A 25,418-nucleotide genomic window follows, 5' to 3' on the forward strand; every position below is an offset into this window, starting at 1 on the left:
TACAAACACCCGGTACCGGTCAAGGTTGCAAAAAAATTGCTCTGGTCATGACAAAAATGCAGCGTCAGCTATCCATGCCGCCCTTCTCATCATCCAGAATACCGGATTTTTCCAGATAATAATCATACCCGCCCGCATACGGAGTCACCGCGCCGTGGGCGACGTGCAGCGTCTTCTCCGCCAGCGAACGGATAAAATGCACATCGTGGGAAATGAACACCAACGTACCCTCGTAATGCTTCAGCGCCTGACTCAGCGCCTCCACGGAAAGAAGGTCGAGGTGGGTCGTCGGCTCGTCCATCAGCAGCAGATTCGGCGGATCGACGAGGAACTTCACCAAGCTCAGGCGCGACTTCTCGCCACCGGAAAGCACCTCCACCCGCTTCTCCACATCCGTGCGGCGGAACAGGAAAGAACCCAGCACCGCGCGGGCTTCCTCCTCGCGCAGCTCCGGGCCGGCCTTCATGATCTCCTCCAGCACGGTGAAATTCGGCGTCAGATTCTCCGAACGCATCTGCGAGAAATACCCGATGCGCGTCGTCAACCCCAGCGTCCGCTTTCCGCCGTCGATCGGAATGATGCCGGCAAGAATCTTCAACAGAGTCGACTTGCCCGCACCGTTCGGCCCCACCAGCACGATCCTGTCGCCGCGCTCCACGAGAAGGTCGAGATTCTCGTACACCTTCCTCTTGCCGTACGCCTGCGACACCTTTTCGAGCTCAATAACCTTCTGCGTGCTGCGCTGCGGCTGCGGGAAATTGAACTTGAACACCTTCCGACCCTGCTTCGGTTTCGGGATCAGATTCATCTTCTCCAGCTGCTTCACGCGGCTCTGCACCTGCCCCGCCTTGGAATTGATCGAACGGAATCGGTCGATGAACTCCTGAATATGTGCGATCTCCTTCTGCTGGTTGCGGTAGGCCGCCACCTGCTGCTCGTAGCGCACCTCACGCTGGTCGAGGAACGAAGAATAATTGCCCGTGTACGACACCAGCTTCTCATCCTCGATATCGAACACCGTCTCCACAAGCTCGTCCATGAAATCGCGATCGTGCGAAATCATCAGAATCGCGCCGGGATAATTCTTCAAATACCTCTGCAGCCACAGCAGCGAAAGCAGGTCGAGATGGTTCGTCGGCTCGTCCAGCATCAGCAGATCCGGCTCCGCCACCAGCAGGCGGGCCAGATGCGCACGCATCACCCAGCCGCCGGACATCTCGCGGGCGGGACGGTGAAAATCCTCGTCTCGGAAAGCAAGCCCCTTCAAAATCTTCTTCGCCTTCGGTTCAAGCTGGTAACCGTTCAACGCATTGAACGTATCCACTGCCTCGCCGTAGGCCGGGGAATCCGTCTTCCCCTCCTTCTCCGCCATCTTCATCACGTGAATCGCCTCCTCCATCTCGGGCGTAATCCCCATCGCGATCTCCAGCACGGACTCCTCCTTGGGGTCGCCCGCTTCCTGAGGCAGATAGCCCACCACCGCATACTCGTCCAGCATGATCGAACCCTCGTCCGGCGCATCCTCACCCAGAATCATGCGGAACAGCGTGGACTTGCCCGCACCGTTCGGACCGACCAGCGCGCAGCGTTCCCCCCAGTTGATCGACATCTCCGCCTCCTGGAACAGTGTGCGCCCGGCATGGGCCTTCGTCAGTTTTTTGATGGTCAGCATACTCCGAAAACATTAAACGAAACGCAACAAAAACACAAGCCCGGAGACTGACTGCCAGAAAAAGCGCTGGCAATAAGGCGGCCGATCTGCTAGCGTCCTGTCGAACCATGACGGCCGGAAAAATCTGTTACGCCCTTCTCTGTTTGGGACTCCTGAGCTCCTGCGGATTCCCTCCGCCGGCCGGCTACGAAAACACCCCGACCATCCGCAAAGAGCGCACCGAACTCAAGGATACCCTGCTCCGCCTCCTTCCCCCGGCCGAAGCAAGCCTCCCGGCAGCCCAGGCCGAAGCCCAATGGCTCTCCGATCAGGCTTACAAGGCCTCCGCAGACATCGCCCGGCTCAACGACACCACCCTGCCCGGCTGGCTCAACAACATCCTCGTCAACGGCAACATGCAGGACCGCGGCCTCTGCTGGCACTACCAGCACGACATGTACCGCGAACTCCGCCGCCGCCCGCTGCAATACTTCCGCATCGGCTGCTGCGTACGCGACCAGGCCGAAGGCTCCGAGCACAACTGCGTCTACATCTCCCCCGCCTACAGCGCATGGCCGCACGCCGTCATCCTCGATCCGTGGATCTGGTGCGGACGCCTCCAAATCATGCCCCCCGGCGACTACAGCACCAAACGCTGGCAGGATGCCCCCCACTCCGTCGAATCATTACGGGAAATCTATCCCGTCGGCCACAAACTCCCCTTCGAGCACTGGCAGCTCGTCAAAGGCAGGAACAACAAATACTACGGCTTCTACACCCGCGAAGCCCGGGAATCCAAACAACTCGACCACATGATCGAGAACATCCGGAAAAGCCCTCGCTGACCCCAGCGATCAGGCAACCCGGTTTCTTCCCCGGCCTCAATACGGCCACTCCCCAGCCGCCTCCCTGCGTGCCGCAGGCCGGTCGACGGCTTCTTCCCTGCAAGCAAAAACCCGCAGCGGCACATGGCCGCCACGGGTTGAAAATCGGTAAAATCGGAACAGGCTCTCGCCCTTCCTCCCGCCGGATCCTTATTCGTCGGCAGAAGAGGAGGGAACCGTCGCCACATGGGCTGCCTGCACTTCCTTGCGGAGATTGTGCTTCTTCGAACAGGCCAGCACCACCGGAGAGGCGATGAAGATGGAAGAATACGTACCCACGATCACGCCGATCATCATCGTGGCAGAGAAATCGCGCATCGCCGGGCCGCCGAAGAAGAACAGACAGGCAATCACCGCCAACGTACAAAGGGACGTCAGCAAGGTACGGGACAACGTCGAGTTGATGGCCTCATTCATGATATCCTTGATCGGCTCGTCTTCAGGAGCGACGCGCAGGCGTTCGCGGATACGGTCGTAAATAATGATCGTATCGTTGATCGAATAACCCGCAATTGTCAGGAACGCACTGATGTGGATAATATTCAGCTCCATACCGAACACGATCACCAGCAGAATCACCGCCACGATATCGTGCAGCGTCGAAACCAGAGCGCCGATGGCGAACGACCATTCATAGCGCAGCGCCAGATACATCATGATGCCGAACATACCGGCAGCAAGAGCCCAGATAGCCGTATTGAAGAACGTCTCGCCGAGAAGGGCGCTCACCGTCTCACGGCTCGGAGGTTCAAGAGAATCCGCATCCTTCGGGGCATCCGTCTCCGCATAGAATGCCTTCACGCCCGACACATTCTTCTTCAGGTAATCCTCCACCAGCTTCGCATCCTGCTCATTGGCGCAACGGATCTGAATCGTATTGGACTTCGCCGGATTCGTGAACTCCTGCACCGTGGCGGCCTTGCTCAGGCTGCCGCGGAGCTGACTCACGGCGGCATCCACATCCTGATACTTCAGCAGATCTTCCTTACCCAGCGGAATATTGTAGGAAAGGGAAGAACCGCCCGTGAAGTCGATACCGAGGCATCCCTCACCCTTGTACGCGGCATAACCGGCGCACAGCACCAGCACGGAAATCGTCGAAATCGTCACGATGCGAGCCTTGCCCATGAAATCGACCGTCTTCAGATTCTTGAAAAGATTCAGGAACTTGGCGTCCTTCATCACGCCGAACCTGTCCGCCCAGTAGAACAGCACGCGAGTCACGATCAACGCGCCGATCATCGACGTCAGCACGCCGACGGAAGTCGTCACCGCGAAGCCCTTGATCGAACCGCTCGCCAGCCAGAACAGAATCAGAGCCGTCAGCAGCGATGTAATATTCGAGTCGAAAATGGCGGAGAACGCCTTCTCGAACGAATTGCGAAGAGCCGTACCGAACGAACGGCCCTGCTCCCGCTCCTCGCGCATGCGCTCGTAAATCAGCACGTTCGCGTCCACGGCAATACCCAGCGTCAGCACGATACCGGCAATACCCGGCAGAGTCAGCACGAAACCGAACAGCGACATGATGCCCAGCAGCACGATCGCATTGATCGCCAGACCCATCATCGCCACAATACCGGCAAAACGGTAGTACACATAAACGAAGGCGAACACAAACAACAGACCGATAATCCCGGACATTTCACCCTGCTCCAAAGCAGAAAGACCCAGCGAGGCGGACACCTTCTGCTCGCCCAGCACTTCAAGCTTGTTTGTCAAAGGATTCGAAAGAATCTTCGACAGATTTTCAGCCTCGCCCTTCCCATCCAGACCGGAAATAGAAAACTCCTTGTACAGCGTATTCTGCACCACCGGAGCACTCACAACCTTATCGTCAAGCACCACCGCGAGCCGATCGCGGCCAAGCTGCATCGAAGAAGTCAGCTTCTTCATCTTGTAGGCGCCCGATGTACTCAGCGATACATTCACATGGCCCTTGTTCTGGTAATCCGGGTTGGCGGAAGCGATATCCTTACCGGTAATGTAAACTTCCTGGGACTGGGCATTGGAACGGCGTTCGATCACCAAATCGCTCTCATGCTTTTTGCCCTGATCATCTTCAAATACGTGCTTCATCACACGGAAACCGGTCGGCACGGCACGGGGCCTGCGCGTCTCCGGATCGACGTCCGACAGAATGACATCGCTATTCGGATGCACCTTCAGCAGCTCCAGCTTGGCGATACGCGTCACATTGTCGCGCAAGGCATCCACCTCGGCGTCTTCCGTCACCGGCACCTGAATCAGAATCTTGTCCTTGCCCTGCGCCATCACGGACACTTCATTCGTACCGGAAGCGTCCAGACGTTCCTGAATGGCCGTACAGGCCTTGTCCATATCGATCGGCTGCTCCATACCGTCGATAATATTCGGCACCACACGCAGCGTAAACGACGTACCGCCCTTGATATCGATCCCGTAACGGATACTGTTCGTCAACAGCGAAGCAATCGAAAACGTCGAAATGCCCAGAATGAAAAACGTACCGATATTGCGCTTCACCTTATCCTTATCCGAAGCAAGGTACCAGAAAAACAGGCCCAGCAGCACCAAGCCCGCCACGAAAATGAAAAACGGGCTGCTGAAGAAACCATACAGCGCATTGAAAACGGCGGAAGACGAAGAATCTTCAGCGGCGAGAAAAAGAGAACTGGAATTCATAGATACGGGACAGAGGAATTAAAATAACGTCGAATGATGATGCTTTAAATTTTCGTAACGTCAAGCTATTGTTCAGCCATTATTACATTAAATAGGTATACAAAAGTATATAAAATCAATTTATTAATGAATAAATAACGCAAATAAAACAGAAGGCAACATATTTGTTGTAAGTTCTTATAAAATACATTTTTGAAGCTCCATTTTGAACTAGTATCCGCCTTTTTACTATTGATAGTACAACATTTCGAATATGATGCAAGTTTTTCCAGTGTTTGACGCATTCGTTGTATCAATAGTCTCAAAGCTCACAATAAAACAATTGTTTTTCTTGCATATTTGACAAAGAACATACACTTCTATACAAAAATTATAAATTACCTTGTATGTATTATAATGCTCTCGTTTATTAACAAGGAAATACGTTTTTGCTTCGCAATTTTATACCGATCAATCTAGAAGCTATGACCTACTCTACGACACGGATTTGTGTATCATCAACAGAAATTATAGAATGACTGAGTTTTACACACATCCGTTCACGCAAATAATATAGCAATTTTCGAGAACTTTCGCTGGACCAACAAACCCATCTTCGTGCTGTGAAAAATCTACGTTCTTGTTCTATTCGCAAGTGTATGAATTTCGATTTAATAATCGTTCACAAAATATTTAGGCTCAAGAGTACTTTAGCGGAACATAGAACCTCTTAATGTATTATCTATGGGGGCGCAACAAATATATTTTCCGTTCCCATATTTCTAAGAAGAAATTGAGAGAGATTATTCGACTGTTCATTGTGGATATAGAAGCTTCTAAAATTGCGATAATTATAGACATAACACACGAAACAATCAATAGGATATTACTGTCTTTGAGACGACGATTATCGAAAATTTCCGAGCAAGCATGCTTCTATGGAGCTGGCATTATGAACTGGATGAATGTTACCTTGGAATCCGCAGAATGCGAGGGAAACGAGGTCGCGAAGCTCTAGGAAAAACAATCGTATTTGGCGTCTATGAACGTAACAATCGCAAGGTTTATTCGAGAATCGTAGAAAATATTAAAAGCGAAACTCTCATAAAAATTATTTCACAGAAGAGCTCACGGAGTTCAACAGTTTATACATATGGATTCAAAAGCTATCAAGTCCTCAAAGAGATAGGATATCCGGAGCATGAAACAGTTGAGCATGGAGCCAACGAATTCGTCAGGGGTAACATTCATGTGAATGGAATTGAAGGTTTTGGTCAGTAGCCAAAACACGATTGAATAAATTCAGAGGGATTCGAAAATCGCATATTTATTTGCATCTGAAAGAATGTGAGTATCGGTTCAATCATCGACATGGAAATATGTACATCTCATCTTATCAAATCTTAGAGTGTCCCCTCTAAAGTATTCTTGAGCCTAATTTAATTCTCAAATTTCATCCCATAAATTTTAATGAATTAAAAAATGGGATTGTCTTATAAAAGAGATTTTAAGACAATCCCATTCAATTAAATGGAAGCAGATATATTAGAATCCCATGCCAGAAGAGAAACAACCGCCAGGTCCAAATACATCGTATTGCCAATTAGGATTAGGTACAGGTGGGTGCCAATTATCAAGTACACTAGGCTCTTTCTCAGGTTCTGGAGGAGCTTCTCCGCCGTACTTGGTACCATACGACATATTTAATGGATATAATTGTACCCCAACTGTTTTTGGATTATAATAGCCAAATGCTTGGCTGATTGAATAAGGAATAGAAATACTTTTTTTCTTACATTCTTCATCACTATAAAAATAATGTGCTGATCGGATGCCCATCATACGACCCCTACCCACAATTGCTACATTATAAGCTGTACAGCTATGTTCCATTTGTGCAGCAACCATAAGATAACAACAACCGCCTTTTTTTTGCTGCGCATCTCGTGTTTCTCGGCATCGACGAGCTGCTTCTTCCTTCAACTTTGAAATTAATGCCTGTGAATAAAGAGCTCTTCCAATTGCATCAATTTCATTTTTTGCATTCAAAACATCAAGTAATAATGCACTGCCGCTTCCGACACCGCCCTTAACTCCAGAAGGAGCAAATTTATCCACACTAGGTTCATGTTTTGGTAACTGCGGTAAAGGTTTTGTTTGATGGGTTGGAATTTGAGAAGCTGGAGGTGTAGTGTCTTTATCCTTTTTGCCAAGAACATCTAAATATCGTATAACAATGTTATTAACAAACCCATACAGATTGATCCCTCCCTGTTCGGCGATGGGGTCGCGGTTGATCCATCTGCCGTCAGTGGGGTTGTAGTGGCGGTAGTTGTAGTAGATGAGGCCCAGGTCTTCGTCGTGGTATTCGCTGGAGTAGCGGTAGGGGTTCAGCCCTGCGGCGTCTCCTGTGGTGTTGATGGGGTTGCCGTAGGGGTCGTGTTCGTACTGCGCCCGGCGACCTGCCGCCTGCCCGAAGAGGGCCGTGACGTTTTTCTGCAGGTCGTGTGTGTAGTAGAGGCTTTCCACTTCCGTTCCGTTGTTCCAGACGGTCATGTGCAGGATGCGCGTAGCGACGGGTTCAGACGGATCCCAGAGGTAGGTTTTGACTACCTGCGGAGCGTCTTCGTTGGTGGCGTCGATTTCCGCGATTTGCACGTATCCGTTGTAGATGTAGCGCTGCCGTTTGGTCAAGGTGTTATTGTTCCATGCGGCTTTTTCCACGCGCCTGCCCATGTGGTCGTAGATGCAGGCGATGCGTTTGGTTCCCTGGACAAATTCGACCGGGCGGTTGTTGGCGTTGTAGGTGACGGTCCATTCGCCCGTGGCCGTTTTGATTTTGGTCTGGTTGCCGTCCGCGTCGTATTGCGGGGTGAAGTTGCCGATGGCGCCGTACTGGTTGAGCGGGGTGCTGGCATACTGGAGGTTGCGGGCGGGGTCGACGGTGTTTTTGCGGTTGCCGATGTTGTCGTAGGTGTAGCTGCGGTTGCCTCCGGGCTGGATGTTGTCGGCTTCGAGTTCGCTGCGGCTGTTGTAGGCGTAGGCGTGGGTGCGGCCGGGGGTGGCGGTGTTCCAGTAGTCCTGTTTGCCGGTGGGGCGGCCGAGGGCGTCGTACGCGTAGTCGGTTTTGGCGGGGTAGTTGGCGCTGCCGGGGCGCTGGTAGTTGATGGTGGCGACGAGGTTGCGTTTGGGTTCGTAGAGGTACCAGCGTTTGAGGGTGTTGGGGTACTGGAGGGTTTCGAGGAGTCCGCTGGCCGCGGCGTAGCCCCAGGTGTAGGGCGTTTTGCCGTGGTCTCCGGCGCTGCCGATGCGGCCTTTGTTGTCGTAGGCGGTTTCGATGTGCTGGATGAGGCTGCCCGCATGGGCGAGGGTGTGGCCGCTGCTGCGGCCGAGTCCGTCGCGGGTGCGGGTGAGGAGGCTGGAGACGAGGCCTTCGGTTTGTTCGGTTTCGAGTTCGCCGTACCGGTTGTAGGCGTAGGTGCGCGCACCTGCGGCGTCGCTGGCGGTGAGGAGCTGGCCGAGGTGGTTGTAGGTGTAGGTTTCACCCGGGGTGCCGTCGCTGTGGGCGAGGGCGATGGGTTCGCCGGTGAGGGGAGCGTAGGTCCAGGTGCTGCGTGTTCCGCGGCTCTGGGTGGTGACGCTGAGGCGGTTGTTGCTGTCGTAGGCGTAGTCGGTGTGGCTGCCGTCCGCATAGGTTTTGCGGGTGAGGAGTCCCGTGTCGGCGGCGTAGTCCCACCGGGTGATGTCTCCCTTGAGGGTGGGGTCGATTTCGGTGAGGTTTTTGCCGGGGTAGCGCCATGTTTCCATGGTGGCGAGGCGGTCGCTTTCGTCGTAGGTGTAGCGGACGGGCTGGACGGCGGTGCCGTTTTCGCCGGTTTTTCTGCCGCGGTGGTCGTAGGTGTAGCGGGTGGTGTGGCCCAGCGCATCGGTGACGAGGGAGGGCTGGCCGGTGGCCGGGTCGTACGCGGTGAGGGTGGTATGGCCTGCGGCGTCGGTTTGTTTGACGGTGCGTCCGGCGATGTCGCGTTCGATGAGGGTGGCGTTGCCGCGTCCGTCGATGACGGTTTCGATGCTGCCTGCCGCGGTGTAGCTGCGGCTGCGGGTGGTGGTGACGCCTCGGTGGTCGGTTTCGCGGATGGCGTAGCCGTCGATGACGGTGGTGACGGCTTCCGTGTCGCTTTCCGGGGTGTGGAGGCGGTGTTCGAGGGCCGGGCCTTCGCCGTAGAGGGTCCAGCGGACGGTGGCGTTGCCGCGGGCGTCGGTGCTGACGGTTTGGGCTGCCAGCGTGGCGTCCAGCGACGAGGCGAGGGTGGCTTCTTCGGTGGTGACAGGCTGGCCTTCGGCGTTGTAGACGGTGCGGGTGGCGGTTTGGAAGGTGCCGTTTTCCCGCTGTTCGTAGGTGAGGGTTTGTTCGCTGATGCGGCTGTCGGCCGGGGTGGGCGCGTCGCTCAAGGCGACGGTTTGCCGGATGAGGTTGCCCATGGCGTCGTATTCGTAGAGGAGGGGGGCGAGGGCGTCGGTTTGCTGGCGGATGAGCTGGCCTTTGGCGTTGTAGCTGCTGTTGGCGTAGTTGCTGCCTCCGACGGCGTTGGGCGTGGCGATTCGGATGGTGTCTCCGAAGCCGTTGACGACGGTGCGGCGGAGCAGGAGGCTGCCTTCGGCTGCCGCGGTGCGGGTGGCGGTGCGGATGCCGTCGTCGACGGTGTCGATGCTGTGGAGGAGGTGCCGCTGGCCGGTGCCGCTTTCTTCGAGGACGGTACCGTCCGGGTGGCGGCGGGTGATGAGGGTGGCTCCCGCAGGGGTGGTGACGGTTTCGGTGAGGCTGTCCGCACTGTAGGCGTAGGCGGTGGTGCGGCCGAGGGCGTCGGTTTGCGAGGCGAGGCGGCCGGAGGCGTCATACGCGGTGGTTTCGACGGCGCTCATGGCGCCGATGTCGGTGCGGACGGAGAGGGTGCGGCCAAGGGCGTCGTAGTTGCGGGAGACGATGGTTTCAGGGGGGGTTTCCGTAGCCGAGCGGATGGTTTCGGTGTTGCGCCGGAGGCTGTCGTAGGCGTATGAAGTGGTGATGCCGTTTTCGTCTTTTTCCCACAGGAGGCCGCAGCACATGTTTTCGCGTTCGGCGGTGCGGCCGTTGGCGCGGGTGCGGCGGGTCCATTTGTTGATGTGGTCGAAGGCGTAGTCCGCGCTGTCGAGGAGGCACCATTGGCCGTCGAGGGTGAGGGCGTGCTGTTCGGTGCGGACTGTGTTGCCTGCCGCATCGATGTATCGGATGCTGCGGGTGCTTTGCCCGGCGACGGGGGCGCCTTCGATGCGGGTTTCCGCGGTGACGGTGTAGAGGGCTCCGTGTTCCGCCGTGGCGGCGTAGGCGTACCAGGTCTGGGTGCCGTCGATGGTCTGGGTCATGCGGATGCGGCCGCGGTCGAGTGCGTTCGGCGCGGTGCCGAGCCATGTTTCGGTGGTTTCGAGGCGGGTGTGCGGGCTGCCTAGGGCGGTGCTGCGTTTTTCGACGCGGCGGATGTGGTTTTCTTCGATGTAGGTGTAGTCGGTGCGGTCGAGGTGGGTGGGTTCGTTGTTTTTGATGAGGGCGGTGCGGGTGTAGGCGATGTCGTCGCTGTTGCCTCGTTCGTCCCGGTAGTAGGTGTAGACGATGCGTTCTCCGCCTCCGGCCCACGGGGTGGCGACGGAGCGGATGCGGCCCCCGGCAGCGTAGCCGTAGGTGGTGGCGCTGCCGTCCGGCGCGGTTTCGCCGATGAGGCGGCCGGAGCCGTTCCAGGTGTAGCGGGTGGTGAGGGCGGCCGTGCTGCCGTGGCCTTCGGTGCGGCTGAGGCGCTGCGGGCCGTAGGGGCTGTTGCGCCATGTTTCGGCGGTGCAGGAGGCGTCCGCCCCTTCCGCTCCGGTGCGGATGCGGGTGACGATGGCCCAGGTGCCGTCTTCATGGTCGATGCGTTCGCGGAGGGTGTGGGCGGCTTCTTCGCCGCTGCCCTGTATCATGTTCCAGACGCGGTTTTGCTGCCACCAGACGGTGGTGTGCGGCGTGCGGTCTGCAGCCTGTTCGGTGATGGCAAGTCGGCCGGTTTCCGGGTCGCCGGAGATCGTGTAGGTTTTGAAGGGGGCGCCTTCCGTGGTGTAGAGGCCGGTGGCGATGTCCTGCCCGGTGATTTGGCCGGGCAGATAGAGGGCGATGGTGTAGCCGGTGGCGGTGACGTTTTCGATGTTGAGGAGGCCGTCCCATGTGTTGCGGATCTGGCGCAGGTAGCCCGCTGCGTCGCGGATGACGGCGAGGTGGGCGGCGAGTTCCGCAGCGGTGAAGGTTTGCTGGAGCGGGGTGGTGTAGCTGTCGAGGCGGCCGGTGGCGATGTTGTAGTCCGCACGGCTTTTGTCGTTCTGCTCGACGCGCATGTAGGCGGCGGAGGCGATGTCGACGGTGGGTGTTTTCTGCGCGGTGAGGAGGGTGGTGCGTTCGCCGCGCAGGGTGGTGATGCCCATGGGCGCGGGGCCGGATTTGGTGATGAGGTAGTAGCGGCGGCCGCTGCCGGCGCGGATGCGGACCATGCCGTTTTCGACGATGCCTCCCTGCGGGATGTCCAGTTTGTCCTCAAGGGGGTGGCGGTAGTCCAGCGCCGCAGGGCTCCAGTTTTCGCTGCCGCCGGTGAAGCGGACGAGTTCCAGATGTCCGCCGGGGATGCCCATGAGGCCGCGGAGGACGCCAAAGTTGATGCGCCAGATCATGGCGTCTTCATCCGAGGTGGCCGTGGTGCGGTTGCCCGCGCTGCTGCTGGCCAGAGGTGAGGGTTCGAAGGATGTGGCCGAAGCGGCGGCAAGCGTGGCCACGGCCGGAGCTGCCGCTGCCGGCTGCCCGCCTTCATTGCCGTTTTCACAGCTGCACGGGCAGGCGCAAAGTGTTTTTTCAGGCAACTGGCCTTTGGGTACAAGGTTGTAAAGTGTGATCGGGTTGCCGTTGAGGCGCGTTTTCAGGATCGCGACATTTTGATTCGCAGGCTTGTAGTGGATGTTTTCATACCATAATGAGGCAGGGTAGTACTTCCCCGGTACCATCTGGAATGGTGTGGAGGTTACTTCTTTATAATTTCCTCCTCCCTGTTCTCCACGCGGCTCCAGAAAGGCATATCCGCTGGCGACAAAGAGCTTGGCATTGTCGTCCGCTCCCAGCAGGATGCAGGAATCTACAGGTTCAGCGCCAGCTTTTCCTGATTCCGAGCCGGAGGAGGAAGATGAAGATCCGTCTTCCAGTTTCGTATAACCTTCCCAATCATATGGGAAGCCTTTCGGGTGCGGTTCGTTGAATTCTTTCGGCTGTTCGTGCGCCGGTTTCAAGACGGCAATATATCCCTTCGGATTCAGTGTATCATCCATGTTTCCGGCTCCGGCAAGCCCGTTGTTTTCTTCATTCGTGTTCATATGTTGTCGAGTTTGGTTTGTCGTTTGTTTTCACGACGCTTGCCGGCCGGGTGTTTCTCCCTTTAGGTAAGGCAAGCGTCGTGGGCGTTTTTGTCTAAATTTTCGTGTCTTTTTTGCTTTTTAAGGTTTTTCCTTTCAGTATCCGTGTTCCGGATCCCGATCCGCAGCATGTTACCCGTGCAAGGCCTTCCAAGGCTAGCGTTTCCCGCTCTCCAATATCCTCGCCCGTTTTCTCGCCGCCTTTTCAGGTTATGCCTTTTCCCCATCCCTCTCAACCCCTTCCGTATGGGCTAAATCTCGCCCGTTTCCTTGCCTCCTTCGATATAGGTATGGCTATTTCTTCCCCTTTGCCCTATGCGGGTTTTTGCTTGCCAAATATGTGTCGGTACCATATTCTTGCCCTATCATGAAACTGTACGCGCAACAGCTCGTCCGCTACCCTGAAATGGGTATTTCCCTTGACTTTTCCAAGCTTCCGCTGACACCCGAATTTCTGGCGGAAATGCAACCTCTGATCGAACGCGCCTATGCCGACATCAAGTCTCTCGAAAGCGGCGCCATCGCCAATCCCGACGAAAACCGCATGGTCGGCCATTACTGGCTTCGCAATGCCTCCCTTGCTCCGAATGCCGAATTGAAAGCCGAGATCGACCGGCCCATTGCCGACATCAAGGAGTTCGCCAGCCGGATTCTCGACGGTTCCATCCAGGCGCCCTCGGGCCGGAAATACACCACCGCCCTCATCATCGGTATCGGCGGTTCGGCTCTCGGTCCCGAACTGGTGGCCGATGCCCTCCCCAATACGGGCCTGAAGCTCGCCTTCCTCGACAATACCGACCCCGACGGCATGCAAAAGGTACTCGATACCGTCCCCTTGCAGGAAACGATCGCCGTCGTCATCTCCAAATCGGGTGGCACGCCCGAAACGCGCAACGGCATGGTCTTCGCCCAGGATTTCTTCCGCAAGAACGGCGTCGCCTTTGCTCCTCAGGCCGTCGCCATCACCGGATGCGGTTCCAAGCTGGACAAGGTGGCGGAAGCCGAAGGCTGGCTGAAGCGCTTCCCGATGGAAGACTGGGTCGGCGGCCGCACCTCCGTCACCTCCGTCGTCGGACTTCTCCCGGCTGCTCTTCAAGGCGTGGATATCGACTCCCTGCTCAAGGGCGCAGCCGATATGGACGCCAAAACCCGCTGCACGGACACCGCCCATAACGCCGCCATGAAGCTCGCCCTCGCCTGGTACAAGGCCGGGGAAGGCAAAGGCAAGAAGGACATGGTCGTCCTCCCCTACAAGGATGCCCTCGTCCTCTTCTCGAAGTACCTCCAGCAGCTCATCATGGAATCCATCGGCAAGAAGCTTGATCTGGACGGCAACATCGTCCATCAGGGCCTTGCCGTATATGGCAACAAGGGATCCACCGACCAGCACGCCTATGTGCAGCAGCTCCGCGACGGCATCGACAATTTCTTCGTCACCTTCATCGAAGTCCGCAAAGCCGCCCATGATCAGGTGCTTGTGGAAAATGCCTTCACCTCCGGCGACTTCCTGCAGGGCTTCCTGCGCGGCACCCGCGAGGCGCTCGCGGAATCCGGCCGTGCTTCCATTACCATCTCCATCGACGAAGTGGACGCCTACAGCCTCGGCATGCTCATCGCCCTCTTCGAACGTGCCGTCTCCTACTACGCCTCCCTCGTCCACATCAACGCCTACCACCAGCCGGGCGTCGAAGCGGGCAAAAAAGCCGCAGGCATCTTCCTTGCCCTCCTCCAGCAGGTGCGCGACGCCCTGGCCTCCACTCCCGAAACAGCCGGACAAATCGCCGGACGCATCGGAGCGGATGAAGAAGCCGTCTACCACTGTCTCGTCCACATCGCGGAATCCGGTTCCGCCACATGGACGCAGGCCGACTGCGCCTGCCGCGATACATTCGCGAAATAACGCGGTTGCCGCCGCCTTTCCACCCTTCCTTCGGCGATTGTCGAAGGAAGGGTTTTTCATGCACGGCATCGCCCGAAAACGCCATTTACTTCTTCCCGCACCCCGGCTATCATCATCCGCAGGCAAATGATGAATCCGGGACTTCTCCTCATCGATATTCAGAACGATTATTTCACCGGCGGGAAATGGGAACTGCACCGCGCGGAACAGGCCGCCGCACAAGCATCCGGCATACTGGACCGCTTCCGCAGCCGGAACCTCCCCGTCTTCCACATCCAGCATATCAACCTGAAAGAAGGTGCGCCCTTCTTCGTACCGAATACGCCGGGTGCGGAAATTCACCGGCAGGTAGCGCCCGTCCCGGGAGAAACCCTTATCGTCAAACACGCACCGGACAGCTTTTTCCAAACGGACCTGCATCTCCAGCTCGAACGCCGCCACATCGGACATCTGGTCGTTTGCGGCATGATGACCCACATGTGCGTCGATACGACCGTGCGCGCCGCCAAAAACTACGGATACGGCATCACTCTGATCGAAGATGCCTGCGCCACGAAGGATCTGCTCTGGCACGGCGCCTCCCTTGCCGCTCCCGCTGTACAGGCAGTTTTCATGGCTGCATTGAACGGTACCTTCGCCGAAATCTCGACCGCCGGAACATGGCTTGACCGGGAATCGGCGACAGACCGCCCGAACTGCTAGAAAATGCCGTAAAAACTTATTTCCAAAAGCATTCGCAAAGTACAAGATTCCTGCCATGGAAAAGCCGCGAAACATCCGGCTTCCGCAACAGCCAGCAGGAATATGAACAGGACAGCCACACTTCGCCGCCGCAATGTCGGGTTCGGAATCATCTACCCCCTGATCGCCGCTTTGCTTCTTCTCACCCTCACCGCCTGCGGCCGGGATTCCGGCACGCAGGCCAAACTTCCACCACGAACACACACCGCCATGAAAACCATCTATCTGGCCGGAGGATGCTTCTGGGGAGTCGAAAAATACTTCTCCCTCATCCCCGGCGTCACTGCCACCGAAGTCGGTTATGCCAACGGAAAAACAGACCATCCCACCTACGAACAGGTATGCCGGGAAAACACAGGGCACGCCGAAACCGTCAAAATCCAGTACGATCCGCTCAAACTGAGCCTGCCCTACCTCCTCGAACAATACTACGCCGTCATCGACCCCGTTTCCGTCAACAAACAGGGCAACGACGCGGGCATCCAGTACCGCACGGGCATCTTCTACACCGACCCCGCCGACAAACCGATCATTGAAGCCTCTCTGCGCGAACTGCAAAAGAAATACAGACAGCCGCTCGCCATCGAAGTGGAACCTCTGCGCCAATTCTTCCCCGCCGAAGAATACCATCAGGACTACCTCGACAAAAACCCCGCAGGCTACTGCCACATCCCGCAAGCGGCTTTTGAAAAAGCGCGGCACGCCAACGACCCTTCCGTTCAATACAAGCGTAAATCACGCGCCGAACTGCAAGCCGAATTGACGCCCCTCCAGTACGAAGTCACCCAAAACAGCGCGACCGAGCAACCCTTCCGCAACGAATACTTCGATAACCACAAGCGCGGCATCTACGTCGACATCACCACGGGAGAACCCCTCTTCCTCTCCTCGGACAAATACGATTCCGGCTGCGGCTGGCCCAGCTTCACGCGCCCCATCGACGATAGCCTGATTGCAGAAAAGCAAGACCGCACCCACGGCATGGTACGCACCGAAGTGCGCAGCAAAACGGGCGATGCCCACCTCGGACACGTCTTCAATGATGGCCCACAGGACCAGGGCGGCCTTCGCTACTGCATCAACAGCGCATCCCTGCGTTTCATTCCCATGGAAGACATGGAAAAGGAAGGTTATGGCCGTTACCTGCCTCTCCTTCAAAAAGAAACAGAAAACAAATAATTCCCGCTTCCTCCCTTCGACAAAACAGCCTTTCCCCTGATGAGGAAAGGCTGTTTCTTTCATGCTTCATCGGCCATCAAACGCGAAGCAGCCTATTTTCTGGCATTTTTCAACTTGGCATTGATCTCGTCGGGATTATTCGGATCGAACACCACATCTCCTTTACCCAGATCATTGTGAATCACCGGACGCGGGCCTTTCATCACCGTCTCTGCCATCTTGTCCGTATCCTGAATGCGAAATCGCGTACAAAGCACATAAGCCGCCTCTCCACGGTCGAAATGCCCGTAAGTCGTACAGACAATCGTACCGTCGGGCAGAAGTTCGGCAGCCGGGTACGCCGTATCCCAACCGTTTTTATTATCCTTGAGGCGAATGCGGTACTGCCCTTCCTTCCCTTGAACCAGATCGTCCCAGGTACCGACCCAGCCGACCCAGTCTCCTGCCGTCGGGCTCTCATTGAAATCCGCCTTTTTCGTCGGCGATGCATCGCGGAACTGAATCAACATGCGCCCATCCGGCAATTCAAGAGCCTGATGCCTGTCTCCAGCCAGCGCTGCGGGCAACTCCTTCGGTACGGACCACGTTTTGCCTTCATCCTGTGAAATCATAATCTGCGACCCATGGTTGCGGCTGTTCTCGCGCAGCAGCAGGGCAATCGACTTGCCATCGGGACTGCGCACAATACCCGCCTCGCACAGATGCAAATCGCGCGCACCGGGAAATACTACCTGCGGAGCAGACCACGTCACCCCACCGTCTTCCGTAAACACCACGCAAAGCTCCAACGTATGGAACTTCCCTTTGGCATCCTCGCCGCTGGAATTCACATGGTAGGAAGCCATATAATGCCCCTTGCCCGTCTTGAGCGGAACCAGATCGCTCATCGCGACGATACCTGCGGGTTGCTGCGGAATCGGCATCAGCTCGGACCACGTTTTGCCTTCATCCTCACTCACGGCGACCCTGTTGCGTTCCTTCGTCTTCATCGTGCCGCCCTGCCTGCCGGAAAACATCAGCAGGCGCTCCTTTCCGGTAGCATCCACCGTCCTGTAAAGCGTCGGCACCTCGCGGCTTGTCTTCCACGATTCGGGAACGGGCAAACGATCCCCCCATGTCCTTCCGCCGTCTTTCGAAACCTTCATCACCACCGGTCCGGAACCGTGGCCCTTCGGATAAACGCAGACAATCGACTTGCCGTCCTTCAGAAGCAGAGTTGTCGGATGTCCGAGATACTGCCCCTTCTCCTTGTCCACGACAACATGCATATCGTCCCGTCCATTCAGATCGACAATGGGAATCGAATACCCGTCATAAACGGACACCGGAGCGGATGCTTGTTCTGCCGCAAAAGACACTGTCGTCGTCAGGACTACGGCAGCCGACAACAACACATTTCTGGATAATGAATGGAATGACATGGGAATCGAATGGTACAATTGGATAAACCACGGTCTGCATCCTGCACGCTGCAAATACAGCCGTCATTAAAATATACGCATCCGGCCCGCAAAACCATCACTTGTGATCCATTTCATGAAAATAGCATAAAAAAGACCAGACCACTTCAATATTAAAAATTATTATACTATTGATAACAAATAATTTTTATAATAAAAAAGTATTACACTATTGTAAGATGAAGACCAGAGAAATTCATATACAACAGCGTATTTACCACCGAAAGAACTCGCCACCTCCGCATCTGCCTGATATACTTATCCTGCAAAATGAATCAACGGCAACATCCTCTCGCCATCTCTATTGCAGGAAAACTGCGGCAAGCTTTTCGGGCAGGCCGTTTTGAAGGCATATTGCCTGGCGAACGCGAACTGGTCGCCATCTACAATGTCGGCCGCGAAACCATTCGTTCGGCTCTTTTACAGCTCGAACAGGAAGGCTTAATCACTGCTCCCATTGCACGATCTCCCCGCCGCATCCTTCTTTCTCCGTCTTTGCAAGAGGCCATAGCCCCCCCACGCCCAACCGAAAAACAGGCAAGCATCGGATTCCTTTCTTCCGTTCCGATAGGCCGCATGCCTCAAGGCATTCTTGCGGAACTTCACTACATCCGCAACCTTTTTGAACAAAACGGACTCGACTTCCATATCCATGAAATGCCATGGAGCATCGGCAACACTCCTGAAAACAGACTGGCCAGACTCGAAGCAAAAAACAATCATGACTGCTGGATCCTGTACCACGCCTCCTGCGAAACCCAGAACTGGTTCAAAAAACGCCATATCCCATGCATCGTGCGCGGTACCTCCTATCCGACTTCAAAATTGCCCTGCCTCGACACCAACTGGGGAGCGACTGCCAACCACGCCGCCAACCACTTGTGGCACAAAGGACACCGGAACATCGGCCTTTGCATGCCCGAAGAAAAGCTGAGAGGCCACCAACTGGTCAAAAAACATTTCTTCGATTTCGAAGCCGAAGGCTGGAATCCCGTCATCATCCCCTTTCCGGCGGACATCGCCTCCACCTTCGAAAACCTCGAACGCGCCTGCTCCGAAAACAAGGAAATAACGGCATTCGTCACCATGCGCGGCAACCAGATCGTCACTCTCCTCTCATGGACAGCCACGCATGCGATATCCATCCCTGCACAAATCAGCCTGGTCAGCCTCAGCTACGAACCCATTCTAACCCACCTGTACCCCCCCATCGCCAACTATGAAATCAACGCGGAAAAATCCGTACGTCGACTCGTGAGAATGATCAGCCACCTTCTTGCTTCCAAGAATACATCAAGCGCCTTCGTCCTACCGGAATTCAACCCGGGACAAAGCGTCGCCGCACGTCATTGACACGGCACCGCCACGCTGCACGAAAAACCGAACGCCGCCCTACAATCCGCGAATCCTCTTCAACACATCCGGAGGAATCACCACGTTCACATCGAAGTAATCCTTACCGCGCAGAATGCGGAGCGAAAACCTGCCGTCCAGCACAGCCGTATTCTGAATATCGCCAAGCTCCATCACCGATTCCCCGTTCAAAGCCACCACGAGATCGCCCGGCATGAACTTCGTGGCTGCTTCCGTCCCCTCCTGCACCTGCGTAATCCATACGCCGGACATACCCTTGGCCCGTTCTTCGCTCGACAAATCACGCATGGAAAGCCCCATCGCCTCGGGATAATACTTGCTGGCCTGACCCGCAAACTTCTGCTCGGCCATATACAAATCGTCCACCGTCATCTCCAGAGCAAGCTTCTTGCCTCCTCGCACAACTTCCATCTTCACCGTGTGGCCGATCGGATACCCCTCCAGCAAATTGCGCAGCCTCGGCACGGACATCACCGTATTTCCGTTCACCGACACCACCAGGTCATTGATCCTCATCCCGGCTTTTTCCGCCGGAGAACCGGGCTGAACGAAATTGACGATCGCGCCGCCTTCCACCTTATTGCCCGTAAACTCCTGCATCTCGCGCGAATTGGCAATCCACGAAATACCCAGATACCCGCGCGCTACATAACCGCGTTCGCAAATCTCGCGAAACGCACTCACCGCCACATTCGACGGAATGGCAAAACCCACCCCGATATTGGAATCGCCGTTGCGCGACTCCACAGCGGAATTGATACCGATAATCTCTCCCTTGATATTGACCAGAGGGCCGCCGGAATTGCCGGGAGAAATATTCGCATCCGTCTGAATCCACTCCTGCTTCGATTCGCCATACACCCTCTGCGGTGCACTCACGATCCCGTGGCTCACCGAAAGCCCCAGCCCATACGGATTGCCGCAGGCCAGCACGATCTCCCCGGCCTTCACATGATTGCTCACACCGAACGGCAGTGCATCGAACTTCTCGTGCGAATCGATCTTCAGCACGGCAATATCCAGAACGCGATCCTCCCCCACCTTGAATACGGGCAGCACCGTACCGTCCATCAGCTTCACGCTGATCGCCTGTTTTCCTTTCACCACATGGTAATTCGTCAGAATATGCCCCTCCTGCGACACGATCACCCCCGATCCGAGACCACGCACCGCCACATGCTGCGTCACCACATTATTGCCGGATTCGGACACATCCTGCACGGATTGCACTCCGGCCGTATCGATACAAACAACCGACTTTGCAATATGCTGTGAAAGCGTACTCAATTCATCGCTCATCTTCGCCAGATACGGCACCTTATCCAGGCTCAACCGCGATTTCGCTTCGAGATGGTACTTGCCCGCCTCGACGAATTCACGAATATCCCGCTTGGCCACCTGCCTCCAATACACAACCGCTACAAGCACGATGACAACCGTCGAACCTGCAACAAGCAACAAACGTTTCCAAAAACCATCCATGCGGGTACGCCGTATATTACCATAAACATAGTCAAATGACAAGCAGGAAACAGGTCGTGCAAGCCGAACATGGACTTGACTCGTCTCCATCCATCTGGTGTAATATCGCGCAGGCACATGGGGGAAGAGTCAACAAGCACAGTCATCTACGGCAGCGACGAAGGCCTCGTCTGCTCCGAAGCTCTTCGAACCTACCGTTCGCTCGCCGAAGGCACAGACGAATACAACCACGAAATCATCGACGGCACATGCGCCAACGTCTCGGAAGTTGAAGAAACCTGCCTTCGCACCGTCTCCGCCCTTCGTACCCTCCCCTTCTTTCCCGGCCGGAAAATCGTCTGGCTGAAAAACGCCAACTTCTTTGGCGACAGCCAGCAGGCCAAAGCCGAAACAACCCTGCAAGCCATCGCCGGACTGGTGGAAACCCTCGGCAACCTGCCGCCAAACACCTTTTTCCTCCTCTCGGCCTCGGAAATCGACAAACGGCGCACCTGGTTCAAACAACTCTCGCAAATTGCCGCCTGTAAGGAATACGCCAAAATAGACACCGGCAAACAAGGCTGGGAAACGGAACTCGCCTCCTGCGTCACCCGCGAAGGCAAAGCCCGCGGCCTCACCTTCGACACCCAGGCCCTCGAACTCTTCATCCACCGCGTCAACGAAACATCGCGCCAAATCGCCAACGAACTCGACAAGCTCGACATCTACCTCGGTGCCGAACGCCGCCGCATCACCGAAGAAGATGTACAGGACATGGTCGCAGTCTCCCGCTCCGGGGTTATCTTCGAAATCTCGCGCGCACTCGAACTGCGGCATGCCCATCAGGCCATCGCCCTCATCGACGAACAGCTTGATTCCGGCGAACAGGCCATCTCCATCATGCGCGCCGCCATCATCCCTACCATCCGCAACAGCCTGATGGCAAAAACATTGATGGAAAACTACCAACTCTCCCCCACCAACTACCGCGACTTCGAATCGAAAGTCAAAAACCTCCCTCCCGAAGCCAAAAGCCTCATACCTCTGAAAAAGGACGGCACCCCGAACACCTACCCCCTCTTCCTCGCCGCGCAGAAATGCACGAAACAAACGCTTCCGCAAATCAAACGGGCGATCGCCGCCTGTGCCTCGGCCGACAAGGCGCTTGTCTCCAGCGGCCTCGACGCACGCGACATCCTGCACAAACTCATCGTCACCATCACCGCCTGACATGGCCCACCTTCTCCCCCAGCAGTTCGACGTCCTCGTCATCGGCGGCGGACACGCAGGCATTGAAGCCGCCCTTGCCGCATCCCGCCTCGGATGCAGCGTCGCCCTCCTTACGCAGAACCTCGACACCATCGGCCAAATGTCCTGCAACCCGGCCATCGGCGGATTGGCCAAAGGACACATCGTCCGGGAAATCGATGCCCTCGGCGGCGCCATGGCCCTGAACACCGATGCCACCGCCATCCAGTTCCGCATGCTCAATGCCTCCAAAGGCCCCAGCGTACGCGCACCCCGCGCCCAGTGCGACAAAGTCGCCTACCGCGCCCGGATGAAAAACGTCATCGAAAACGACCCGAACATCCGCCTCTATCAGGGCGACATCAGCGACATCCTCGTCGACAAGCAAGGCCGGGTCACCGGAGCCCTCACCACATGGGGCCTCGAATACCGCACCCGCAGCATTGTCCTCTGCTCCGGCACCTTCATGCGCGGCCTCCTTCACGTCGGCATGGAACATATACCCGGCGGCCGCCTCGGTTGCGCCCCCTCCTCCCTGTCGGACACTCTGCGCCGCCTCGGCATCCGCCTCGAACGTTTTAAAACCGGCACCTCGCCCCGCGTCAACAGGCACACCATCGACTTCAGCGCGTGCGAACGGCAGGACGGCGACACCCCGCCGCCCCTCTTCAGCAACCGCTCCCTCACCGAACTCCGCCGCGACACCGAACCGCACTGCACCCTCAACACCTTTGCCGATCCCGGCTTCAACCTCGTACAGGATCCCTGCTGGATCACCTACACCAACCGGCGCACCCACGACATCATACGGGAAAACCTCCATTACAGCCCCCTCTACGGAGGCATCATCGAGGGAATCGGCCCGCGCTACTGCCCCTCCATCGAAGACAAAATCGTCCGCTTTGCCGAAAAACAGCAGCACCAGATCTTCCTCGAACCCGAAGGCCGCAGCACGCAGGAATACTACCTGAACGGCGTCTCCACCTCCCTGCCCTACCACGTTCAGTGCGAAATCGTCCGCAGCATTCCCGGCCTTGAAAACGCTCAACTCATCCGGCCCGGCTATGCCGTCGAATACGACTATGCACCGCCCACTCAGCTCCACCCAACCCTCGAAACCAAACAGGTGGAAAACCTCTACTTCGCCGGACAGATCAACGGCACATCCGGTTACGAAGAAGCCGCCGCACAAGGCCTCATTGCCGGAACCAACGCCGCTCTGAAAACTCAGGGCCGCGCCCCCCTCGTCCTTCGCCGCGACCAGGCCTACATCGGCGTCATGATCGACGACCTCATCACCCGGGGCACCGACGAACCCTACCGCATGTTCACCAGCCGCGCCGAAATGCGCATCCTCCTCCGGCAGGACAATGCCGACCTGCGCCTCACTCCCATCGCAGCCGAACTGGGCCTCGTCTCCCGTGAACAGGGAGAAAACGTGAGGAAAAAACAGGAAGCCATCGACTCCGGTATCCGTGAAGCTTCCGGCCTCCGCCACGAAGGCGTGTCACTCGACCTCTGGCTGCGCCGCCCGGGCAATAGCTGGACACAGCTTCCCGATGAACTTCTTCAAAAGTTCCACGTGGAACACTGGGAATACATCGCTACGGAAATCGCCTACTCCGGCCATATCGACAGGCAAACGAAGCAAGCCGAAAAAATCGTTCGCCTTGAACATAAAACCATTCCGGAGAACATCGACTACAAAACCATTCACGGCCTCAAAACCGAAGCCGTACAGCGACTGGAAAAAATACGTCCCGCTACCATCGGCCAGGCCAGCCGCATCCCCGGCATGACTCCGGCAGATATCTCCATCCTCCTCGTCTGGCTCCAAAAGCGAAAACACGCTTAAAACGGACAAAACGGCTCTTTGCTGCTACCCCCCCGGCAAACGGAAAATCCGTCTTGGCACCGCTGTTCCCACACTCGGAGCCGTCACTTCGGTTTGTCTTTATACGCGGCTGGGCAAAACTACTCTTCCTTCTTAAGAAAGCTTCATCTTTCATCCCGGACCCATCAATCAAAACAGGCTTCGGGTACACTGTTCAATTCCCGCTTCTGGATCGTACTTTCCCGCGCAGAATCATATCTTCGCCGCAGGAAATCCACGTCCGATCCATCAAAACGAGCTCATGAGGCAAAAAGGCATCGCCCGGAAACGCCTGCACCGGGCCTCCCCCAATCCACGGTGTATGTACGCAAACCAGCTCGTCCACCAGCTCTTCTTCCAGAAAACGCCTTAGTAGACTACCCCCGCATTCCAAAAGAACAATACTCGTATTATATTGATTATAAATTACTTCTAAAACATTTTTACTCAATGAAGAGATATTCTCCATCACAATCGTACGGTCTGCATGTTCGTCCGTAAAGACCCTGCTTCCCTCAGGCAAAGAATCCTTCTCACGCGTCAATACGACCCGCCACGGCTGCTCCTTCCATGCCGGCGGTTGCCGCAACGGATTCCGGATCGTCAATGCCGGATCGTCGCATCGCACCGTCTCACCACCCACAAGCACCGCATCGCATTCCGCACGCAACTGGTGGGCATACCGCAAGGACTCCTCTCCGCTCAACCAGCGTTCATTCTTCCGCGTCAGGCGGCCATCCACCGTCATCGCCACCTTGGCGATCACCCATGGCCTTCCTTCCTTCACTCCCATGGCAAACCCGCGAATCATCTCCCGGCACTCTTCTTCCAGCACGCCGCTTGCCACTTCGATTCCTTCAGCCCGCAAAATACCGTCCGCCCTGCCCCGGTGCCGAATATCGGGATCGGAAGCTCCGTAAACCACCCGCTTCATCCCTGCTTCAATAATCGCATCGGTACAAGGCGGAGTCCTGCCGAACGAGCTGCATGGCTCCAAAGTCACGTAGATCGTCGAATCGCTCAGAAAGGCCCCGTAACCGCGTTCGCGTGCATCGGCAAGAGCCATACGCTCCGCATGCGGTTCTCCGGCCTTGTGATGGTACCCCAGCCCCAAAACGAGGCCATCTCGGACAATGACTGCTCCCACGGGAGGATTGGGACTCGTCACGCCAAGTCCAAGCCGTGCCTGCTCGAGAGCTGTACGCATCCAATCGGCATCCTGATCGGGTGAAACCATGGGGCAAGCATACCACTCGGTTGCCTCGGAGCCAAGACCCGAACGGTGCTTATTTAAGAGTATAGATATATTGTATATAAAAATTCCGTCTTCTTCTATTGTGTAAATAATGTGAATATGTGATGGTTTTATTTAAAATTGAGTGACATGCAAGTAAAATAAAATGTGAATAACTAGTGAAACAAACATAGGAAAAGGCGAAATAAAACATATTCAAACTCCATTCACAATAAATTCACAACATATCCACAACGCGGTGTTAATAAGATATAAAAGGTATTTATCATCAGAAAAGAATGCAGGAAGAAA

13 protein-coding genes and 1 pseudogene are annotated in these 25,418 nt (G+C 56.1%); 8 read left to right on the forward strand and 6 right to left on the reverse strand.

Going from position 1 to position 25,418, the window contains the following annotated elements:
- Nucleotides 1–64: 64 nt before the first annotated feature.
- Nucleotides 65–1,672 (reverse strand): ABC-F family ATP-binding cassette domain-containing protein, encoded by a 1,608-nt coding sequence (locus tag PYTT_RS05910; protein ID WP_067776065.1) that lies wholly within the window; start codon nucleotides 1,670–1,672, stop codon nucleotides 65–67.
- A gap of 107 nt (nucleotides 1,673–1,779) precedes the next feature.
- On the opposite strand from PYTT_RS05910, the gene PYTT_RS05915 reads away from it, so the two are divergent.
- Entirely contained in the window at nucleotides 1,780–2,496 is a 717-nt protein-coding gene (locus tag PYTT_RS05915; protein WP_067776062.1) for a hypothetical protein, read from the forward strand.
- A gap of 189 nt (nucleotides 2,497–2,685) precedes the next feature.
- Here PYTT_RS05915 and PYTT_RS05920 read toward each other — a convergent pair whose 3' ends face one another.
- Nucleotides 2,686–5,199 carry a protein translocase subunit SecDF gene (locus tag PYTT_RS05920; RefSeq protein WP_067776059.1) on the reverse strand — a complete coding sequence of 838 codons (2,514 nt, stop codon included), beginning with the start codon at nucleotides 5,197–5,199 and terminating at the stop codon, nucleotides 2,686–2,688.
- A 712-nt stretch (nucleotides 5,200–5,911) separates the two neighbouring features.
- Here PYTT_RS05920 and PYTT_RS05925 point away from each other — a divergent pair.
- Nucleotides 5,912–6,599: pseudogene (locus PYTT_RS05925) on the forward strand (IS1595 family transposase).
- Nucleotides 6,600–6,723: 124 nt separating this feature from the next.
- On the opposite strand, the gene PYTT_RS05930 reads toward PYTT_RS05925, so the two are convergent.
- Nucleotides 6,724–12,597 (reverse strand): RHS repeat domain-containing protein, encoded by a 5,874-nt coding sequence (locus tag PYTT_RS05930; RefSeq protein ID WP_067776056.1) that lies wholly within the window; start codon nucleotides 12,595–12,597, stop codon nucleotides 6,724–6,726.
- A 406-nt stretch (nucleotides 12,598–13,003) separates the two neighbouring features.
- Here PYTT_RS05930 and PYTT_RS05935 point away from each other — a divergent pair, with 406 nt between their 5' ends.
- The 3 genes from PYTT_RS05935 (at nucleotide 13,004) to msrB (ending at nucleotide 16,456) form a co-directional block, all read left to right on the forward strand.
- Nucleotides 13,004–14,536: a glucose-6-phosphate isomerase gene (locus PYTT_RS05935; RefSeq protein WP_067776054.1), complete on the forward strand. Its 1,533-nt coding sequence runs from the start codon at nucleotides 13,004–13,006 to the stop codon at nucleotides 14,534–14,536.
- Between the two features lie 129 nt (nucleotides 14,537–14,665).
- A complete protein-coding gene (locus tag PYTT_RS05940) occupies nucleotides 14,666–15,238 on the forward strand; it encodes a cysteine hydrolase family protein (RefSeq protein WP_067776222.1) in 573 nt (190 codons plus the stop codon).
- 102 nt (nucleotides 15,239–15,340) lie between these two features.
- Nucleotides 15,341–16,456, forward strand: a complete 1,116-nt coding sequence (gene msrB / locus PYTT_RS05945; RefSeq protein WP_083076778.1) for a peptide-methionine (R)-S-oxide reductase MsrB — start codon at nucleotides 15,341–15,343, stop codon at nucleotides 16,454–16,456.
- 92 nt (nucleotides 16,457–16,548) lie between these two features.
- Here msrB and PYTT_RS05950 read toward each other — a convergent pair whose 3' ends face one another.
- Entirely contained in the window at nucleotides 16,549–17,877 is a 1,329-nt protein-coding gene (locus PYTT_RS05950; RefSeq protein WP_067776215.1) for a sialidase family protein, read from the reverse strand.
- A 309-nt stretch (nucleotides 17,878–18,186) separates the two neighbouring features.
- On the opposite strand from PYTT_RS05950, the gene PYTT_RS05955 reads away from it, so the two are divergent.
- Nucleotides 18,187–19,269 carry a substrate-binding domain-containing protein gene (locus PYTT_RS05955; protein ID WP_067776051.1) on the forward strand — a complete coding sequence of 361 codons (1,083 nt, stop codon included), beginning with the start codon at nucleotides 18,187–18,189 and terminating at the stop codon, nucleotides 19,267–19,269.
- A 39-nt stretch (nucleotides 19,270–19,308) separates the two neighbouring features.
- Here PYTT_RS05955 and PYTT_RS13315 read toward each other — a convergent pair whose 3' ends face one another.
- Entirely contained in the window at nucleotides 19,309–20,772 is a 1,464-nt protein-coding gene (locus PYTT_RS13315; RefSeq protein WP_067776048.1) for a trypsin-like peptidase domain-containing protein, read from the reverse strand.
- Nucleotides 20,773–20,889: 117 nt separating this feature from the next.
- On the opposite strand from PYTT_RS13315, the gene holA reads away from it, so the two are divergent.
- Together holA and mnmG are read left to right on the forward strand one after the other, a co-directional pair.
- The gene (gene holA, locus PYTT_RS05965; RefSeq protein ID WP_067776045.1) at nucleotides 20,890–21,981 is read left to right on the forward strand and encodes a DNA polymerase III subunit delta; all 1,092 of its coding nucleotides are present in this window, start codon (nucleotides 20,890–20,892) and stop codon (nucleotides 21,979–21,981) included.
- Nucleotide 21,982: 1 nt separating this feature from the next.
- Nucleotides 21,983–23,854, forward strand: a complete 1,872-nt coding sequence (gene mnmG / locus PYTT_RS05970; protein WP_067776041.1) for a tRNA uridine-5-carboxymethylaminomethyl(34) synthesis enzyme MnmG — start codon at nucleotides 21,983–21,985, stop codon at nucleotides 23,852–23,854.
- Nucleotides 23,855–24,047: 193 nt separating this feature from the next.
- Here the strand turns inward: mnmG and ribD are convergent, their stop codons facing one another.
- On the reverse strand, nucleotides 24,048–25,109 hold the full coding sequence (gene ribD / locus PYTT_RS05975; RefSeq protein WP_071133325.1) for a bifunctional diaminohydroxyphosphoribosylaminopyrimidine deaminase/5-amino-6-(5-phosphoribosylamino)uracil reductase RibD: 1,062 nt from the start codon (nucleotides 25,107–25,109) through the stop codon (nucleotides 24,048–24,050).
- Nucleotides 25,110–25,418: the final 309 nt, after the last annotated feature.

Origin of the sequence: Neoakkermansia glycaniphila, assembly GCF_900097105.1 — a bacterium.
Lineage (GTDB): Bacteria > Verrucomicrobiota > Verrucomicrobiia > Verrucomicrobiales > Akkermansiaceae > Akkermansia > Akkermansia glycaniphila.

Excerpts from the sequence above, each read along its gene's own strand:
- PYTT_RS05910 (WP_067776065.1), bottom strand. The coding sequence starts at position 1,672 with ATGCTGACCATCAAAAAACTGACGAAGGCCCATGCCGGGCGCACACTG.
- PYTT_RS05915 (WP_067776062.1), top strand. The coding sequence starts at position 1,780 with ATGACGGCCGGAAAAATCTGTTACGCCCTTCTCTGTTTGGGACTCCTG.
- PYTT_RS05920 (WP_067776059.1), bottom strand. The coding sequence starts at position 5,199 with ATGAATTCCAGTTCTCTTTTTCTCGCCGCTGAAGATTCTTCGTCTTCC.
- PYTT_RS05930 (WP_067776056.1), bottom strand. The coding sequence starts at position 12,597 with ATGAACACGAATGAAGAAAACAACGGGCTTGCCGGAGCCGGAAACATG.
- PYTT_RS05935 (WP_067776054.1), top strand. The coding sequence starts at position 13,004 with ATGAAACTGTACGCGCAACAGCTCGTCCGCTACCCTGAAATGGGTATT.
- PYTT_RS05940 (WP_067776222.1), top strand. The coding sequence starts at position 14,666 with ATGAATCCGGGACTTCTCCTCATCGATATTCAGAACGATTATTTCACC.
- msrB (WP_083076778.1), top strand. The coding sequence starts at position 15,341 with ATGAACAGGACAGCCACACTTCGCCGCCGCAATGTCGGGTTCGGAATC.
- PYTT_RS05950 (WP_067776215.1), bottom strand. The coding sequence starts at position 17,877 with ATGTCATTCCATTCATTATCCAGAAATGTGTTGTTGTCGGCTGCCGTA.
- PYTT_RS05955 (WP_067776051.1), top strand. The coding sequence starts at position 18,187 with ATGAATCAACGGCAACATCCTCTCGCCATCTCTATTGCAGGAAAACTG.
- PYTT_RS13315 (WP_067776048.1), bottom strand. The coding sequence starts at position 20,772 with ATGGATGGTTTTTGGAAACGTTTGTTGCTTGTTGCAGGTTCGACGGTT.
- holA (WP_067776045.1), top strand. The coding sequence starts at position 20,890 with ATGGGGGAAGAGTCAACAAGCACAGTCATCTACGGCAGCGACGAAGGC.
- mnmG (WP_067776041.1), top strand. The coding sequence starts at position 21,983 with ATGGCCCACCTTCTCCCCCAGCAGTTCGACGTCCTCGTCATCGGCGGC.
- ribD (WP_071133325.1), bottom strand. The coding sequence starts at position 25,109 with ATGGTTTCACCCGATCAGGATGCCGATTGGATGCGTACAGCTCTCGAG.